This is a genomic window from Janthinobacterium sp. NKUCC08_JDC (assembly GCF_019345575.1).
In the GTDB taxonomy this organism is placed as follows: domain Bacteria; phylum Pseudomonadota; class Gammaproteobacteria; order Burkholderiales; family Burkholderiaceae_D; genus Janthinobacterium; species Janthinobacterium aestuarii.
On sequence record NZ_JAHKQW010000002.1, the window covers coordinates 73275 to 90837 of the forward strand.

Annotated in this window: 14 protein-coding genes and 1 tRNA gene; 6 read left to right on the plus strand and 9 right to left on the minus strand. The window is 64.6% G+C overall.

Features of this window, described 5'->3' with window-relative positions:
* Positions 1-29 precede the first annotated feature (29 nt).
* Positions 30-716 (minus strand): hydrolase, encoded by a 687-nt coding sequence (locus KO538_RS06320; RefSeq protein ID WP_034747885.1) that lies wholly within the window; start codon positions 714-716, stop codon positions 30-32.
* A 210-nt stretch (positions 717-926) separates the two neighbouring features.
* On the opposite strand from KO538_RS06320, the gene KO538_RS06325 reads away from it, so the two are divergent.
* Positions 927-1559 (plus strand): response regulator transcription factor, encoded by a 633-nt coding sequence (locus KO538_RS06325; RefSeq protein WP_070301487.1) that lies wholly within the window; start codon positions 927-929, stop codon positions 1557-1559.
* Here the strand turns inward: KO538_RS06325 and KO538_RS06330 are convergent.
* Both KO538_RS06330 and KO538_RS06335 read right to left on the minus strand, forming a co-directional pair.
* Positions 1533-4613, minus strand: a complete 3081-nt coding sequence (locus KO538_RS06330; protein WP_219327794.1) for a sensor histidine kinase — start codon at positions 4611-4613, stop codon at positions 1533-1535. The two genes, KO538_RS06325 and KO538_RS06330, sit on opposite strands and share 27 nt — an antisense overlap.
* Before the next feature lie 6 nt (positions 4614-4619).
* Entirely contained in the window at positions 4620-5318 is a 699-nt protein-coding gene (locus tag KO538_RS06335; protein WP_070301353.1) for a YoaK family protein, read from the minus strand.
* Positions 5319-5563: 245 nt separating this feature from the next.
* Between KO538_RS06335 and KO538_RS06340 the strand changes: the two genes are divergently transcribed.
* The 4 genes from KO538_RS06340 to KO538_RS06355 all read left to right on the plus strand — a co-directional run bounded on the left by KO538_RS06340 (position 5564) and on the right by KO538_RS06355 (position 9945).
* Positions 5564-7438 (plus strand): amidohydrolase, encoded by a 1875-nt coding sequence (locus KO538_RS06340; protein WP_219327795.1) that lies wholly within the window; start codon positions 5564-5566, stop codon positions 7436-7438.
* A gap of 7 nt (positions 7439-7445) precedes the next feature.
* The gene (locus KO538_RS06345; RefSeq protein WP_219327796.1) at positions 7446-8537 is read left to right on the plus strand and encodes a porin; all 1092 of its coding nucleotides are present in this window, start codon (positions 7446-7448) and stop codon (positions 8535-8537) included.
* An 83-nt stretch (positions 8538-8620) separates the two neighbouring features.
* Positions 8621-9448 (plus strand): AraC family transcriptional regulator, encoded by an 828-nt coding sequence (locus tag KO538_RS06350; protein ID WP_219327797.1) that lies wholly within the window; start codon positions 8621-8623, stop codon positions 9446-9448.
* Positions 9449-9525: 77 nt separating this feature from the next.
* Positions 9526-9945, plus strand: coding sequence for a cupin domain-containing protein (locus KO538_RS06355; protein WP_219327798.1), 420 nt, complete (start codon positions 9526-9528; stop codon positions 9943-9945).
* 68 nt (positions 9946-10013) lie between these two features.
* Here the strand turns inward: KO538_RS06355 and KO538_RS06360 are convergent.
* The 3 genes from KO538_RS06360 to pepN form a co-directional block, all read right to left on the minus strand.
* A tRNA-Thr gene (locus KO538_RS06360) sits at positions 10014-10089 on the minus strand.
* A 117-nt stretch (positions 10090-10206) separates the two neighbouring features.
* Positions 10207-11208 (minus strand): class 1 fructose-bisphosphatase, encoded by a 1002-nt coding sequence (locus KO538_RS06365; protein WP_034747152.1) that lies wholly within the window; start codon positions 11206-11208, stop codon positions 10207-10209.
* Positions 11209-11352: 144 nt separating this feature from the next.
* Positions 11353-14007, minus strand: a complete 2655-nt coding sequence (gene pepN / locus KO538_RS06370; RefSeq protein ID WP_219327799.1) for an aminopeptidase N — start codon at positions 14005-14007, stop codon at positions 11353-11355.
* Between the two features lie 197 nt (positions 14008-14204).
* On the opposite strand from pepN, the gene KO538_RS06375 reads away from it, so the two are divergent.
* Positions 14205-14834, plus strand: coding sequence for a DUF4136 domain-containing protein (locus KO538_RS06375; RefSeq protein WP_219327800.1), 630 nt, complete (start codon positions 14205-14207; stop codon positions 14832-14834).
* Positions 14835-15144: 310 nt separating this feature from the next.
* Here the strand turns inward: KO538_RS06375 and KO538_RS06380 are convergent, their stop codons facing one another.
* The 3 genes from KO538_RS06380 to KO538_RS06390 are packed head-to-tail and all read right to left on the minus strand — an operon-like array spanning position 15145 to position 17496.
* Positions 15145-16134 (minus strand): quinone oxidoreductase, encoded by a 990-nt coding sequence (locus KO538_RS06380; protein WP_034747141.1) that lies wholly within the window; start codon positions 16132-16134, stop codon positions 15145-15147.
* A gap of 23 nt (positions 16135-16157) precedes the next feature.
* Positions 16158-16547 carry a methylglyoxal synthase gene (locus KO538_RS06385; protein ID WP_092608131.1) on the minus strand — a complete coding sequence of 130 codons (390 nt, stop codon included), beginning with the start codon at positions 16545-16547 and terminating at the stop codon, positions 16158-16160.
* A gap of 28 nt (positions 16548-16575) precedes the next feature.
* A complete protein-coding gene (locus KO538_RS06390; RefSeq protein WP_034747136.1) occupies positions 16576-17496 on the minus strand; it encodes a DMT family transporter in 921 nt (306 codons plus the stop codon).
* Positions 17497-17563: the final 67 nt, after the last annotated feature.

Genomic DNA, 17563 nt, shown 5'->3' on the forward strand with positions numbered 1-17563 from the left:
GCGCGGCGCATGGCATAGCCGCGCGGCGATTACTTGGCCGGCACCGGCGCCAGGGTCGTGTGTTCGCCATGGATGCGCTGCGGCGCCTTGTGCACCATCGTGTAGGCGTAGTCGACGCCCATGCCGTAGGCGCCCGAGTGTTCGCGCACGATGGCCATGACGGCGTCATAGGTTGCCTTGTGCGCCCAGTCGCGCTGCCATTCCAGCAGCACCTGCTGCCACGTCACCGGCACCACGCCTGCCTGGATCATGCGCTGCATGGCGTAGTCGTGCGCTTCCTTCGAGGTGCCGCCCGAGGCATCGGCCACCATGTAGATTTCGTAGTCGCCTTCGAGCATCGCGCACAGGGCGAAGCTGTTGTTGCACACTTCCGTCCACAGGCCCGACACGACGACTTTCTTCTTGCCGTTGGCGGCCAGTGCATCGCGCACCTTCTGGTCATCCCACGAATTCATCGAGCTGCGCTCGAGGATATCCTTGCCGGGGAAGACGTCGAGCAGTTCCGGGTAGGTGTGGCCCGAGAAGCTTTCCGTTTCCACCGTGGTGATGATGGTGGGGATGTTGAACACCTTGGCGGCCTTGGCCAGGCCCACGGTATTGTTTTTCAGCGCCTGGCGGTCCATCGACTGCACGCCGAACGCCATTTGCGGCTGCTGGTCGATGAAGATGATCTGGCAATTGTCGGGGGTAAGGACTTCCAGTTTCGGATTGGTCATGATGTCATCCATGAAGGTTGGGGTTGAGTGGGTACTGCCGTGCATCGTATGCCTGGCGGCGCGCCCGCACCACTATCTAAATATAGGCTGGCATGTTGATTGCCTCTGGGAAATAGCTCCTACAGGAGGGCGGGCGCTGCGGTAAAATACCTTTTGCTTACCATGTTCCGACGACTCTTGATCGATAACTCTTCTTTGCCAGACAACATCATGCGCAGCGATACGGCACCGATACGCGTCCTCATCGCCGACGACCACCAGTTGCTGCTCGACGGCATCGCGGCCCTGCTGCGCGCCTTTCCCGGCGTGGTACTGGTGGGCCAGGCGACCGATGGCCAGCAGGCGGCACAACAATTTGACGCGCTGCTGCCCGATGTCACGCTGATGGATTTGCAGATGCCGGTCATGAGCGGCCTCGACGCGATCGGCGCCATCCGCACGCGCCATCCGCAGGCGCGCATCATCGTGCTGACCACCTACAAGGGCGACACGCAAGTGCTGCGCGCCATCCGCGCGGGCGCCTGCGGCTATGTGCTGAAAAGCGCGCTGCGCCACGAATTGCTGGCGGCGATACAGAACGTGCACGCGGGGCGGCGCCACATCACGCCCGAGATCGAGGCGGAGCTGGCGCTGTATGCGTGCAGCGACGTGCTGTCGAACCGCGAACTGGACGTACTCAAGCAGGTCGCGCAAGGCAATTCCAACCGCGAAACGGGTGCCCTGCTGCAGATCAAGGAAGAAACCGTCAAGGCGCACATGAGCACCATCCTGGCCAAGCTGGGCGCCAGGGACCGCACCCACGCCGTCACCATCGCGCTACGGCGCGGCATCCTCGACGCCTGAGCGGCGCCAGCGCTGCCACCAGCGGCGCAGCGGGCCCTGCGCCACCGGCCAGGCGCGGCGCGCCGGCACCCGCAGGTGCCACTGCGTGCCGCCCCCGTCGCGCCCGCCCACCGACAGACGCGCGCCGAGCCTGGCGGCGCGCTCGCGCATGCCGGGCATGCCCCAGTGTCCGGGAATCTGTCCATTGGCCGCCACCACGGGCGGCAAGCCCTGGCCATCATCGCGCACGAGCAGTTCAATGCCGCCGCACGCATAGCGCACCGCCACCTCGACCACCTGCGCGCGCGCATGCTGGAAGGCATTGCGCAGCGCTTCGCTGGCGATGCGGTAGATTTCGTGCGCGGCGCGCGCATGCAGCATGCGCGGCTCGCCTTCCTCCGCATAGCGGAACACGATGCCGTGCTGCGCCGCCAGCCGTTCGCCTTCGCGCTGCAGGATAGCGCTCCAGCGCGCGCCGGCATCGTCGCCGGCGCGCAAGTCGTGCACGTGGTCGCGTCCTTCGCCCAGCATGCGGTCGGCGTCGTCGAGCGCGCGCAGCATGGCGGCGCGCGCGGGATCATCCTCGGCGATGGCCATGCTGGCATTGTGAAAGTGCAGAATCATCGCCTGCGTGCCCTGCAGCAGAGTATCGTGCAGTTCGCGCGCGATGCGTTCGCGCTCGGCCTGCTGCGCCTCCATCCGCGCCTGCAGGCGCGCGGCGTGCTGGCCCAGACGCCAGCGGCAAACGCCATACGCGGCCGCCAGCAGCGCCGCCGCGCACAGGCTGCGGAACCACCAGGTCTGGTAAAAGGCGGGCAACACGCGGAACGGCAATTGCGCCACCGCGCTGGCCACGCCATCGCCATTGACGGCCATCACCTGGAAGCGGTAGCTGCCCGGCCCCAGGCCCGTGTATTGCGCCTGGCGCCGCTCGTCCGCATGCTGCCAGTCCCTGTCATACCCTTCCAGCCGGTAGCGGAAGCGCAGGCGCGACGGCGCGCCCAGGCTGCTGGCGTTGTAGGCGAACTGCACGTCGCGCGTGCCGGCCGGCAGGCGCTCATAATCGGCGGCAGCGATGTTCTCGCCATCGACCATCAATGCGCCGATCTCGGCCTGCGGCGCCGGCAGCGGCGGCGCCGGCTGGCGCGGGTCGATCCAGAAGGTCGCGCTCTGGCGCGAAAACCAGATCCTGCCATCATCCGCTTCGGCAATCGAGTCGTTATGCAGCAAACTCATTTTGCCGTTCAAGCCATCGGCGCCATCGTACAACTGCGCCTGCATGGGATGCGACGGATCGCGCAGGGCCTGCGCCACCTCGGCGGCGGCCACACGCACGGCGCCATTGCCCGTATTGAGCCACAGGCTGCCGTCGCGCGCGCGCAGCATGCCGACCACGCCATCGAAAACGCCGGGCGCCGCCGCGCGCAGCGGCACGAAGCGCCCGCCGCGCCATAGCGCCAGGCCATGCTGGCCGCCCGCCAGCAGCTGGCCGCCCGTCTCCAGCAGCGCGGGCACCTTGCCCAAGTCCAGGCCCTGTGCGGGACCATAGCTGGCCAGCCGCCCGTCCTCAAGCACGGCCACGCTGCCGTCCGGATAGGACAGCCACAGGCGGCCCGCCGCATCGGCCAGCAGCGCCAGCGGCACCTTGCGCCCGCCCTCGGGCAAGGCCGGTTCGCGCCGCCATGCGCCGTCGGCGTACTGGAACACGCCGGCGCCGCTGAAAATCGCCCACAGGCTGCCGTCAGGCGCGTTCACGGCCATGCGCACCCGTTTCAAGGCGGCCGCTTCCGGCGGATAGGCAATCGTCTCGAGCACGCGGCCATCGTCGCCATCGAGCCGCAGCAGGCCGGCGCGGGTGCCCACGCGAATGCCGCCCGGCGCCGCCATGATGGCCGTGATCGGCCCCAGCGCGGGCGCGCGCAAGACCTTGCCGTCGGGCGCCGCCAGCATCAGCGGCGCATCGCCTTCGCGCGACAGCCACATGCGCCCGCCGGTGCCGGGCGACAGCTGCTGCGCGCGGAAGGTTTCGGGCGCCTCGGGTCCCGCGCGCGCGCTGAGGATCACGGGCGCGGCCTGGCGAAAGCGGTCCAGGCCCGCATACGTGGCAACCCAGACATTGCCTTCATTGTCGTCGCACAGGGAACCGATCAGCACATTGCTCAAGCCGTCGCGGGGCAGGAACGATTCCGTGTCGCTGCTGATGCCCAGCTGTTGCAGCTCTAGCGCGCCGGCGCTGCGCGTGCGGTGCAGGCCGAACTGGCTGTCGAACCACAAGGTGCCCTGGCGGTCGACCAGCATGCTGCCGCTGGTGCCGCTCGTATCGCGGTAGATCCAGCGATGGTCGAGCTGGTCGTAGCGCTCGAGCGAGTCGATGATGCGGATGCCGCGCAGCTCCAGCAGATACAGGCGGCCGTCCGGTCCCTGCTGCGGCGGCGCGCGCAAGTCGAGGCGGCCCACAGGCGGCGCAAAGCGCGCCTGGCCCGGCTGCCAGATAAACAGGCCCCTTTCGCTGAACACGCCCAGCCTGCCGTCGCGGTCCGCGAACACGGCCGAGGCTTTTTGCGCCGTGTAGCCCTGCGCCGGCCCCATCGCCTGCCAGCGCCGGCCGTCGAAGCGCGACACCCCGGCCACGCCGGCGGCCCACACGGCGCCCGTGGCGTCGATGGCAAAACCCCAGATGGAACCGGGCCGCACGCCCTGCGCCTCGCCGTAATTGCGCACCACGCCATCCCTGACATGGCTGATGCCGCCCACTTGCCAGCCCACCCACATGCCGCCGTCGGCCGCGCGCTTGAGGGCCAGGGTCACCGTATCGGGAAACGCGCCCTGGCGCGCGCGCAAGGGCGCGAAACGCAGGCCGTCAAAACGCACGAGGCCCGAATGAGTGCCCAGCCACAGGAAGCCGTCGCCCCCTTGGGCGATGACGCTGATATCGTCCGGTGCGCCATCCCTGGACGTCCAGCTGGTGTGCTGCAGCTGGTGGATGCCGCGCGCCGCGTCGATGGCCAGCCCGGGCGGGCTGAACAGCAGCAGCAAGGGCAGCCAGCACAGCGCGGCCAGGACGGGCAGGCGCACGGCCGGTCAGGCGGCAGGCACGGCCGCGTGGCCGCTGCGGTGCTGCACGATGATCAGGCCGGCGAGCAGCAGCAAGGGCACGGCCAGCGCCACGAAGCCGAAAGCCAGGTAGGCAAAGGCGGCGGCGATGGCGCCCAGGGCGAAGGCTGCCAGCGGCCAGAAGAACTTGCCGCAGCGCGCATGGGTGGCGGCATCGGCCGCGCCGCGCAGCACGTCGACGGTGTCGATGACGATCTGCGTCACGTTCCCCGTCATCATGGAAGTGGGCGCCAGGTGCGCCAGCAGCAGCCGGCTGGTGGCGCTGTGCACGCCCATGGCGGCCGTGCCCAGCAAGCCCGCCGCCATGGCCATGGAACTGACGTCCTTGCCGATCGGTTCGGCCAGGATGCCAAACACCATGAAGCCGGCCAGCAAGGCCCACTGCAGCAGCATGGCCAGCGTCAGCGACGGGCCGGCGCGGCGCTCGACGGCCAGCACCATCAGGCGCGTGACGGCCACGCCGGCGATAAAGGCGGGAAAAGCGAGAAACTTCAGCAGGATGGAGGCGCGCGATGCGTCCGCCAGGGCGGCGCCGATCAGCACGAAGTTGCCCGTGACATGGGCCGTAAACAGGCCAAACAGGGCAATAAAACCCAGGGTATCGACATACCCGGCTAAAAATCCCAGGCTGGTGCCGAACAAGCGGCTGTGTGGTGGCTGATCCATCGAATGACTCCTGATACCGTGCAATGCACTAAAAAACAAAAAACGCGCCAGGGAAGCGCCCCGGCGCCACTGCCTGCATGGTAAGCCATGCGGCCGGCCTGCGCCCCCGCCATTCGGCCAGTGCGGCCCGCTTCACCTGATCTTTTGGCCCGTGTTCAAGCGCGGAATGCCAGCTACACTGGCCGACGTGACTTTCGCGCCGCGCACGCCGGCCCTCCCCCGCACCGCAACCATGGAGCTGCACCATGCCAGAACACACCCTCCCCGCCGCCGCACCCTTGATACTGCTCAATGGCTGCTTCCATACCGTCGACAAAAGCTGCCCGCAAGCGAGCGCGGTGGCCATCGCCGACGGCAAATTCCTCGCCGTGGGCGACGCAGACGACGTCATGCGCCACCGCGCGCCCGACAGCCGCGTGATCGACCTCGGTGGCCGCACCGTGATTCCCGGCCTGAACGACTCGCACCTGCACCTGATCCGCGGCGGCTTGAACTACAACCTGGAATTGCGCTGGGAAGGCGTGCCGTCGCTGGCCGACGCCCTGCGCATGCTGAAAGAGCAAGCCTTGCGCACGCCGAACCCGCAGTGGGTGCGCGTCGTCGGCGGCTGGAACGAATTCCAGTTCGCAGAAAAGCGCATGCCGACTCTGGACGAGATCAACGCGGCCGCACCGCACACCCCCGTCTTCATCCTGCACCTGTACGACCGCGCCCTGCTGAACCGCGCCGCCCTGCGCGTGGTCGGCTACGATAAAAATACGCCGAACCCGCCCGGCGGCGAAATCGTGCGCGACGCGGCCGGCAACCCCACGGGCATGCTGATCGCGCGTCCGAACGCCATGATTTTATATGCGACCCTGGCCAAGGGTCCAACCCTGCCGCGCGAATTGCAAGTCAATTCCACGCGCCAGTTCATGCGCGAACTGAACCGCCTGGGCCTGACCAGCGCCATCGACGCGGGCGGCGGCTTCCAGAATTATCCGGAAGACTACGCGGTGGTCGAGGAACTGGCGCAAAAAGAGCAGCTGACGATACGCATCGCCTACAACCTGTTCACGCAAAACAAGGGCGCGGAACTGCAAGACTTCCAGAAGTGGACGGAGATGGTCACGCCGGGCCAGGGCGACGATTACTACCGTCATAACGGCGCCGGCGAAATGCTCGTGTTTTCCGCCGCAGACTTCGAGGATTTCCTAGAGCCGCGCCCGGACCTGGCGCCCGGCATGGACGACGAACTGGAAAAGGTCGTGCGCCACCTGGTGTCGAAACGCTGGCCCTTCCGCCTGCACGCCACCTACGATGAATCAATCGAGCGCATGCTGACGGTGTTTGAAAAGGTCAACCGCGATATCCCGTTCGATGGCCTGCACTGGATGTTCGACCACTGCGAAACCATCACGCCGAAAAACATCGACCGGGTCAAGGCGCTGGGCGGCGGCATCGCCATTCAGCACCGCATGGCCTTCCAGGGCGAATATTTTGTCGACCGCTACGGCGCGGAAGCGGCCAAGGCCACGCCGCCCATCGCCCGCATGCTTGCCTCTGGCGTGCCCGTGGGCGGCGGCACGGACGCCACCCGGGTCGCCAGCTACAACCCGTGGACGGCGCTGTACTGGCTGGTGTCGGGCCGCACGGTGGGCGGCTTGCGCCTGTACGACGCGGGCAGCCGTTTGTCGCGCGACACGGCGCTGGAACTGTGGACGGCGGGCAGCGCCTGGTTCTCCAGCGAGCAAGGCAAGAAGGGCCGCATCCAGGAAGGCATGCTGGCCGACCTGGCCGTGCTGAGCGCGGATTTCTTCAGCATCGATGAAGAGGCGATCAAGTCGATTGAGTCCGTGCTCACCATCGTCGGCGGCAAGATCGTCTACGGCCAGGCGGAATTTACCAAGCTGGCGCCGCCTGCCATTCCCGTGCTGCCCGATTGGTCGCCCGTGAAAAACGTGGCCGGCCACTACCGCGCCGCGCCGCCGCAAAAAACCAGCGTCATACAGCAGCACCAGTGCCAGGGCGCCTGCGGCGTGCATGCCCACGCCCACGACGTGGCGCGCAAGAGTTCCGTACCCGTGTCCAGCCACTCCGGCTTCTGGGGCGCGCTGGGGTGCAGCTGCTTTGCGTTCTGAGGTGCGTATGGCGCGCGTGTTTTCATGCGCCGCCGGTGCCTTGGCACTGGCGGCGGCCCTGCCCGCTACGGCACAGGAAAATGTGCAGCTGTACGGCCGCCTGAACGTGGCGCTCGAAGCGCTGCGCTCGTCCGGTAGCGGCGACAGCGTGCAGCGCCTGTCCAACAACCGCTCGGTACTCGGTGTTCGCGGCAGCGAAGACCTGGGCGGCGGCTGGCAGGCGCTGTTCCAGGTCGAGGGCACCCTGTCGCCTGACACGGGCGCGGGTTCCATTGCCGCGCGCGACACGCGCGTCGGCATTGCCGGCCCGTGGGGCACGCTGTTTGCCGGTAACTGGACCCTGCCCTACAACAGCGCCACCTCGGCGCTCGACCCGTTCTACCCCACCACGGCGGGCTACATGAGCTTGATGGGCAATGGCGCGGGCGCCACCGAAAACAATACCAGCAACGCATATTCGTTCGACCGGCGCCAGCAGAACAGCGTCCATTACTGGACGCCGCAGTGGCAGGGCTGGTCGCTGCGCGTGGCGCGCGGCATGGCGGAAGAACGGCCGGCCAACGGTGCGCATCCGTCACTGACGTCGGCCGCCCTGCTCTACGACAGTGGCGACCTGTACGCCAGCCTGGCGCATGAAGAGCACCACGACTACCAGGGACGGGGCTTGAGCGACCGTGGCAGCAAGCTGGCCATCGCGTGGCGGATCGACAGCGCCACGCAACTGGCGTTAGCCTTGGAAAGCCTGCGCTATGCCACAGCGACGGGAGAGCTGCGCCGGCGCACGGTGTATGCCTCCGCCACGCGCCAGTTCGGCCGCCATGGCTTGCGTGTCGGCCTGGCCCACGCGCAAAGCGCCACCGGCAGCGCGCTGGAAACCATCGGCACCGTGCGCGCGGGAGCCGGCACGGGCGCCACCCACGCCACCATCGGCTACGACTACCAGCTGTCGAAACGCAGCAGCCTGTTTGCCTACTACACGCGGCTGGCCAACGGCCGCAACGGCATCGCCGGCTTTGCCATCAACAGCCTCGGACGCGAAACAGGTGCTGCAGGCGCCACCCTGTCGGGCGTGGCGCTGGGCATCAAGCACAACTTCTGAGGCACGGTTTTCATGGACAGCCCTGCGCGCGGCGCGTACAGTCTTCGTTCCGCAACCAGGGCAGGCATCTGCGAACAGACACCATGAAGCGAGCATCAGCGCCGGCGCTTGGCGACTGGGTCAAGTGCGCCGAACCGGTACAGGGAATCGAACGCATCGAGGCGTGGTTCCAGGGCAAGGCCTATGCCATGCACCGCCACGATACCTACGCCATCGGCCGCACGCTGGCCGGCGTGCAGCGTTTCAGCTACCGCCGCGGCCAGCGCGACAGCCTGCCCGGCAATACCATGATCCTGCATCCCGACGAGGCGCACGATGGCCAGGCGGGTACCGACGCCGGCTTCCGTTACCGCATGCTGTATATCGAACCGGCGTTGTTCCAGGACGTGCTGGGCGGCCGCGCGCTGCCCTTCATCGAAGGTGGCGTGTCGACCGATCCCCGCCTGGCGACAGCCACCTGCGCCTTGCTGCCGCACGACGGCCATCCGCTCGAAGCGCTGGAGCAGAGCGAGGCGCTGGCCGAACTGGCGCATGCGCTGGCGGCGGCGGCCGGCACGCCGGCGCAGCGTCCAAAAGGCGACTTCCTGGCGGCGCGGCGCGCGCGCGACTACTTGCAGGCGCACTGCACGCGCGCCGTCACCCTGGAGGAACTGGAAGCGGCAACGGGACGCGACCGCTGGAGCCTGTCGCACGACTTTCGCGTGTTTTATGGCACCAGCCCATACCGCTATCTGACGATGCGGCGTCTGGAGATGGTGCGGTGCCTGCTCTTGGGTGGCGCCACGCTCGCCTCGGCCGCCATGGCGGCAGGCTTTGCCGACCAGAGCCACATGACGCGGCATTTCCTGAAAACCCATGGAATCACCCCCGGCCGCTGGCTGCGCTATGCTGGCGGCGCCAGCACACGCTGAAAACACCCACGATCGTTCAATACGGCCGGCAAGCACCTGCGTATTCTGGCTGCATCGCCACTTGAACGGAGCACAGCATGCCAGACACTACCATTACCACCACCACGCGCGGCCAGGGCCAATCCATCGACCTGGCAGGCAAGATCGACCTGATCGACGGGCACTGGCAACCGCGCGTCATCGCCGAAATGAACGACTACCAATTCAAGGTCGTCAAGGTACTGGGCGAATTCCAGTGGCACCGGCACGCCGACACGGATGAAACCTTCATCGTGCTGGACGGCGAATTGCGCATCGCCGTGCGCGGCCCTGGCTATGCGGAAGGACACGCCATCGTGCTGACTGCCGGCCAGCTGGCCGTGGTGCCCAAGGGTGTCGAACACAAGCCGTGCGCCCTTGCCGAAACGAGGCTGCTGCTGATCGAACCGCGCGGCGTGGTCAACACGGGCGACGGCGGCGCGGGCGAACGCACGGTGGAGAACGACCAGTGGATCTGAAACAGGAAAGCGACAAATAACAAAAAACCCGCTGACTTTTGCAAGTAAGCGGGTTTTCTGATGAAACTTGGTGCCGTTGGCCGGAATCGAACTGGCGACCTTCACATTACGAATGTGCTGCTCTACCAACTGAGCTACAACGGCGAAGACCCACATTCTACAAACAATGCACAAAATTTGCTAGTGTCAACGCGAACTTTTTTGCATTTTTTTAGCGGCCTGGCTGCGCGCCGCTAAAAATCGTGGAAAAGTGCGGTTTTTTTACTCAGCGTGGTAGGCCGTGACGCGGGCCACTTCGTCTTTCGAACCGAGGAAGACGGGCACGCGCTGGTGCAGCTTGTGCGGGGCGATGTCCATGATGCGCTGCTGGCCGTCGGTGGCCGCGCCGCCCGCTTGCTCGACGATGAAGGCCATCGGGTTCGCTTCGTACATCAGGCGCAGCTTGCCCGGCATCGACGTGTCACGCAGGTCGGCCGGGTACATGAAGATGCCGCCGCGGTTCAGGATGCGGTGCACGTCAGCCACCATCGAGGCGATCCAGCGCATGTTGAAATTGGTGCCGCGCGGGCCAGTGTCGCCGGCCAGCAGTTCGTCGACATAGCGCTTCACGGGCGGATGCCAGTGGCGCGCGTTCGACATGTTGATGGCGAATTCCTTCGTCGTCGGCGGAATCTGCATATTGCTTTGCGTGAGGACCCACGAACCCATTTCGCGGTCCAGGGTGAAGCAGTTCACGCCATTGCCGAAGGTCAGCACCAGCATGGTTTGCGGGCCGTACACGGCGTAGCCGGCCGCCACTTGCTTGCTGCCTGCCTGCATGAAGTCCTGCTCGGTCGGCTGACCCATGCCGTCCGGCGCTTTCAGCACGGAGAAGATGGTGCCGATCGAGACGTTGACGTCGATGTTCGACGAACCATCGAGTGGATCGAACAGCAGCATGTATTCGCCCTTCGGATAGCGGTTCGGGATCGGGTGGATCGATTCCATCTCTTCTGACGCCATGGCCGCCAGGTGGCCGCCCCATTCGTTCGCTTCGAGCAGGATCTCGTTGGAGATGATGTCGAGTTTTTTCTGTACTTCGCCCTGCACGTTTTCCGTGTCGGCCGTGCCCAGCACTTCGCCCAGCGCACCCTTGCCGACGGCGTGGCTGATGGTCTTGCAGGCGCGCGCGACGACTTCGATCAGCAGGCGCAGTTCGGCCGGAATGCTGTTGTTCGAGCGCTGCTCTTCAACCAGGTATTGCGTAAGACTGATGCGTTTCATGAAACCCCTTCGTTAGTTTTAAATACGTCTCGTTCGGTGCCTGTCGGCTTACGCGCCCCTGGCGCTAAGCCGACCTACAAAATGATGAATGCCCATGCATGCGCGTAGGTCGGATTAGCCCGCAGGGCGTAATCCGACGTGCAATCAATTGGCCAATGCCTTGCTGACCACTTCCATCACGTCATTCGACAAACTGGCCTGGCCGGCGACTTTTTCCAGCGCGTCGCGCATGGAGCCTTGCAGCGCGGGCACGTAACGGCGCCAGCGGTCCATCGAGCGCGCGAGGCGGGCAGCCACTTGCGGGTTCAGGGCGTCGAGCGCGATGACCTGCTCGGCCCAGAAGGCGTAGCCGCTGCCGTCCTGTGCATGGAACTGCGATGGATTGCCGTTGGTGAAATTGAAGATCAGGCTGCGCGCGCGGTTCGGATTTTTCAAGGTGAAGGCCGGATGCGTCATTAACTGGCGCACGGCTTGCACATCGGTCGTGGGCGCGGCCGCCTGCATGGCGAACCACTTGTCGACCACCAGCGCTTCGTTCTCGAAATCGCTATAGAAGCTGGTCAAAGCCGCCTGCGCATGCGGCTGCGAGCCGGAATGAATCAGCGCCGCCAGCGCTGCTGCCCGGTCCGTCATGTTGCCGGCATTGTCGAACTGCCGCCGCGCCAGGTCCAGCTCCGCCGCTTTAGGCGCGATCAGCAGATACGACAGGGCCAGGTTTTTCAGCGCGCGCTTGCCGGCCGACAGGGCGTCCGGGCTGTACTCGCCCGGCGTCTGGTTGGCGTGGTACTGCGCCAGCAATTCAGGCTTCAGGGCTGCCGCGATGGTGCGGCGCATGAACTGGCGCGCCGCGTGGATCGCTTGCGGGTCGACTTGCGCCATGCGCTCGGCGATGATGGTTTCCGACGGCAGGATCAGGGCCAGCTCGCGGAAGGCGGGATCGAGCGTGTCGTCGGCCAGCAAGGCGCGCTGCGCTGCAATGAAGGTGTCGTCCAGCGCCAGGGTCTCGCCGGCGGCGACGGCGCCCGTCAGTTTCAGCAGCCGCTCCATGGCCAGGCGCTGGCCCGCTTCCCATCGGTTGACGGGATCGCTGTCGTGGCGGAACAGGTGCAGCAGTTCCGCGTCGGTATAGCCGTATTCGAGCACCACGGGCGCGGAAAAATCGCGCAGCAGCGATGGCACAGGTTCTTCCGCCACGTTCGTGAAGCGGAAAGTCTGCGACGCCTGCGTCAATTCCAGCACGACGCTGGTGGCGCCATTGGCTGCCACGCCATCGACGTGCAGCGGCAGGTCGCGGCCATCGGCAGCCAGCAAGCCGACGGTGACGGGAATGTGGAACGGCAGTTTCTTCGCCTGGCCCGGCGTGGCGGGACAGCTTTGCGCCAGGGTCAGCTCGAACGTCCGGCTGGCCGTGTCATAGCGCGTGGAGGCTTTTACTATCGGCGTGCCGGCCTGGCTGTACCAGCGCTCGAATTGCGTGAAGTCGCGGCCATTCGCATCGGCCATGGCGGCACGGAAATCGTCGCACTGGACGGCCTGGCCATCGTGGCGCTCAAAATACAGGTCCATGCCCTTGCGGAAACCGTCGCGGCTCACGAGGGTCTGGTACATGCGCACCACTTCGGCGCCCTTCTCGTAGATGGTGACCGTATAAAAGTTATTGATCTCGACAAAGGAGTCGGGACGCACGGGATGGGCCATCGGGCCCGCATCTTCAGGGAACTGCGCCTGGCGCAGGGTGCGCACCTGGTCGATGCGCGTGACCGCGCGGCCCGTGTCCGTGCCGATCATGTCGGCCGAGAATTCCTGGTCGCGGAACACCGTCAAGCCTTCCTTCAGCGACAGCTGGAACCAGTCGCGGCACGTCACGCGGTTGCCGGTCCAGTTGTGGAAGTATTCATGGCCCACCACCGCTTCGATGCCCGCGTAATCGACGTCGGTCGCCACGCGCGAATTGGCCAGCACATACTTGGTATTGAAAATATTCAGGCCCTTGTTTTCCATGGCGCCCATGTTGAAGTCGCCCACGGCAACGATCATGAAGCGGTCCAGGTCCAGCTCCAGGCCAAAGCGTTCCTCGTCCCAGCGGATCGAGTTTTTCAGCGACTGCATGGCGTAGTCGGTCTTATCGAGGTTGCCGTCTTCCACCCACACTTGCAGCAGCACTTCGCGGCCCGACTTCAGGATATAGCACTCTTCCTGGCACACCAGACGCGCGGCGACGAGGGCAAACAGGTACGATGGCTTCTTGAACGGATCTTCCCACTTGGCGTAATGGCGGCCGTCGCCCAGGTCGCCCTCTTCGATCAGGTTGCCATTCGATAGCAGCACCGGATATTGTTCCTTGTCGGCGCGCAGCATGACCGTGTACTTGGCCATCACGTCCGGACGGTCCGGGAAGAAGGTGATGCGGCGGAAGCCTTCCGCTTCGCACTGCGTGAAGAAATTATGGTTCGATACGTACAGGCCCGACAGCGACGTGTTGTCCTGCGGCGCCAGCACGGTCTCGATATCGAGCAGCACCTCGTCCGGCGCCTTGGGGATGGTCAGCATGCCGGCCGTCAGCTTGTACTGCGACGGCTTCAGCACCTTGCCATTCAGGCGTACCATCACCAGTTCGATATGTTCGCCGTGCAATTCAATGCTGCGGCTGGCGCTGGCCGGGTTGTGGCGCATATGGATCCGGCTCGCCACCACTGTGCGGGCGGGATCAAGATCGAAACCAAGTTCGACGCTGTCGACCAGGAAGCTGGGCGGCGTGTAATCTTTGCGGTAAATCGTCTGAGGGCTGTCTGTGCGCATAGGGATTTGGGTGGGAGCGGAGGCAAAAGCCTATTTTACCAACACCAGCCCCCGATAGTCGCGATTCAGCTCAGGAATGTTGGATTCCCTTACACGCCGACATGCTCGGTAACATTCTGTAATAATGAATAGAAACAAATAGAACTATTCTTATAATACTAAGCGATGAATTGTGTCTACTATCAGGAGGTCATGCAATGAAACGTTATCTCACCATCATGATGGCCGCATTGACCGTGTTGCTGACCGGATGCGCCACCACCATACGCAGCGATGTCACCGTCTTTCATGAGTGGCCTGCGCAATTACAGGACAAATCGTATGCGTTTGAAGCGCCAGCGGCGGAAAACGACACGCTGGAATACCGCAGCTACCAGAACCTGGTGCGCGCGGAACTGGCCAAGCACGGCTTTGGCGAAGCTTCCGGCCCTGCGGCAGCCAATTTGCGCGTGGCGATGCATTTCTCCACCGTCGACTATCCTGAGCGCGTGCTGCAAGCCACCGATCCATTCTGGTATGGTCCAGGCTACTGGCCTGGCCGCTATGGCTACCGCTACGGCGCATGGCCAGGCTATGGCCGCTTCGGCTACAACCCCTACTGGTATGGTCCGCTGGACCTCGAAGAAAGCGTGCGCCATAAATACGAGCGCGAACTGCGCATCACGATCAATGACCGCAACGGCAAGAAACTGTACGACGTGACCGTGCAATCGACCAGCAACAAGCGCGCCACGTCGCAAGTGATGCCGGCCATGGTGGCGAGCGCCTTTGCCGACTTCCCCGGCCAGAGCGGCGTACCCAGGAAAGTCGAAGTCAAGGTGGACTGAGAGCGCCAGCCAAAACCTACTGCGCGTCGCGATCTACGGCCTGCGATGCTCACTGTACCTTCGTACAGTTGCGCTTCTCGACCGCAGCTCCCTTCCGCTCGCTACGGTTTTGTCAGGCGCGGAAAGTCTGAAGTATGCTTAAAAAAACCCGGCTTGTGCATTGCTGCATCAGCCGGGTTTTTCATGTCTGCATTTCATTCCTAAGAATAATACGCCTCGGCCGCAAAGGTCAGCGCGCCGATCAGGGCGACGGCCAATAACAGCACGATCAGCAGGCGGCCAAATTTCGGCGTGCCGTCATTGCCGCCGCTCATGGCACGATGATGGTCGAGCCCGTCGTCTTGCGCGCTTCCAGGTCCGTGTGCGCCTGGGCGATATTATCCAGACTGTAGCGCTGGTTGATCTCGATCTGCACTTCACCGCTACTGACGACGCCGAACAGCGAGGTCGCCATCTCTTCCAGGTTCGTGCGGTTCGATGCATAGCTGAACAGGGCCGGACGCGTGAGGAACAGCGAGCCGCGCGAGGCCAGTTCGCCGAGGGTAAACGCGGGCACGGGACCGGACGCGTTGCCGAAGCTGACCATCATGCCCAGCGGCGCCAGGCAGTCGAGCGAGCCCGTAAACGTATCCTTGCCGATGGAATCGTAAACCACCGAGACTCCCTTGCCGCCCGTGATTTCGCGCACGCGCTCGACGAAGTTTTCCGTGTTGTAGTTGATGACGTGGGCCGCGCCGTGCGCCTTGGCCAGCGCCACCTTTTCATCGGAACCGGCCGTGCCGATCAGGTTCACGCCCAGCACTTTCGCCCACTGGCAGGCGATCAGGCCCACGCCGCCCGCAGCCGCGTGGAACAGGATGGTGTCGCCCGCCTTCAGGGCCACCGTGCGGTGGAACAGGTATTGCACCGTCAAGCCTTGCAGCATCATGGCGGCGGCCGTGTCGAAAGCGATGCGCTCGGGCAGCACCAGCAGCAGGGCCGCCGGCAGGTTGCGCTGCTGCGCATACGCGCCATTGATGCGCGCCGCATACGCCACCCGGTCGCCGACCTTCACTTCCGTGACACCCTCGCCCACCGCCTCGACGATGCCCGCACCCTCGACGCCGAGGCCATTGGGCAGCGGCTGCGGGTACAAGCCCGTGCGGAAATACACGTCGATGAAATTGAGGCCGATGGCCTCGTGCCTGACGCGCGCCTCGCCGGGACCGGGCGGCGGCAGTTCCACGTCCACATATTCCATCACTTCCGGGCCGCCCGTGCGCTGCACACGGATGGCTTTGGTGGTAATCGTTGCACTCATGCTCATCTCCTTGTCTGGGTGAATCAGGCGGCCGCGTTGGCCCGCGCCTGCAGTTGCGACAGCACCAGGTGCGCCGACGACAGATTTGTCGCGCACGCCACGTTGTGCACGTCACAGGCGCGCACCAGCGCATTGATGTCCGGCTCATGCGGCTGCGGCGTCATCGGGTCGCGCAGGAAGATCACGCAATCGATCAAGCCTTCCACCAGCAGGGAACCGATCTGCAAGTCACCGCCGAACGGGCCCGAATGCTTGCGCTCGACTGCCAGCCCCAGCTCGTTGATCAGACGCCCGCCCGTGGTGCCCGTGGCCGACAGTTCGCAGCCCTTCAAAAAATCCAGGTATTCGCCCGCCAGGGTAATCATGTCATCTTTTTTCTTGTCGTGGGCAATCAGGGCGATGCGTGTTTTCATGGTGAGGACTTTTCAGTGGGTGGATGAATTATTTCTTTTTCGACAGCAAGTAAATACCGGCCAATACCAGGCTGGTGCCCGCCAGTTGCCAGTTGGTGATCGGTTCATCGAGAATCATGGCGCCCAGGAACAGGGTCGACACGGGGCCGATCATGCCCGCTTGCGAAGCGACGGGCGCGCCGATGCGCTCGACGGCAATCATCGTCATGAAGACGGGCATCACCGTGCAAAAGATGCCATTCAGCAATGACAAACCATACACGGGCATGGGCTGGATCAGCAGTTCGACGGGGCGCAGGATGAAGAATTGGGCGATGCAGGCAAAGCTGGCCACGCACATCGCGTAGGAAACGAGCCGCATCGAGCCGATGCGTTTCACCAATTCACCCGATCCCAGCAGATACACGGCATACGAGCAGGCCGAGCCCAGCACCAAAGTGGAACCCAGCGCCACATTGCTGGCGCCGCCCTGCAAGTCATGCACGAACACCAGCACGATGCCGCAGTAGGACGTGAACAAGGCCAGCCACTGCAAGCGGCTGATGCTCTGCTTGAAGTACACGGTGGTAATCAGGAGCACAAACGTGGGTGTGAGGAACAGGATCAATCGCTCGAGTCCCACGGAAATGTATTGCAGGCCCAGGAAATCCAGGTAGCTGGACAGGTAGTAGCCGACGAGGCCCAGCCCGACGAGGCGCAGCCGGTCGCTGTTTGATAACGGCGGCTCCGTGCGCATCTTCCACCAGGCGATGACGGCGAACACGGGCAGCGAAAAAATCATCCTGAAGGCGATCAGGGTGACGGCGTCGATCTGGTAGCGGTACAGCAGCTTGGCGACGATGGCCTTGGTGGAAAACAGCACCGCCCCGCCCACGGCGATGGCCAGGCCACCGAGGTAGACGGAACGGGGAAGCGATGCAGGGGTTGCTTGCGGGGAACTGGAGCTCATGCCCAGATTGTAATGGCAAAAGCGAAAGGAAGCTGCAATGCCCATGCCGGTGGCGTAGGTCGGGTTA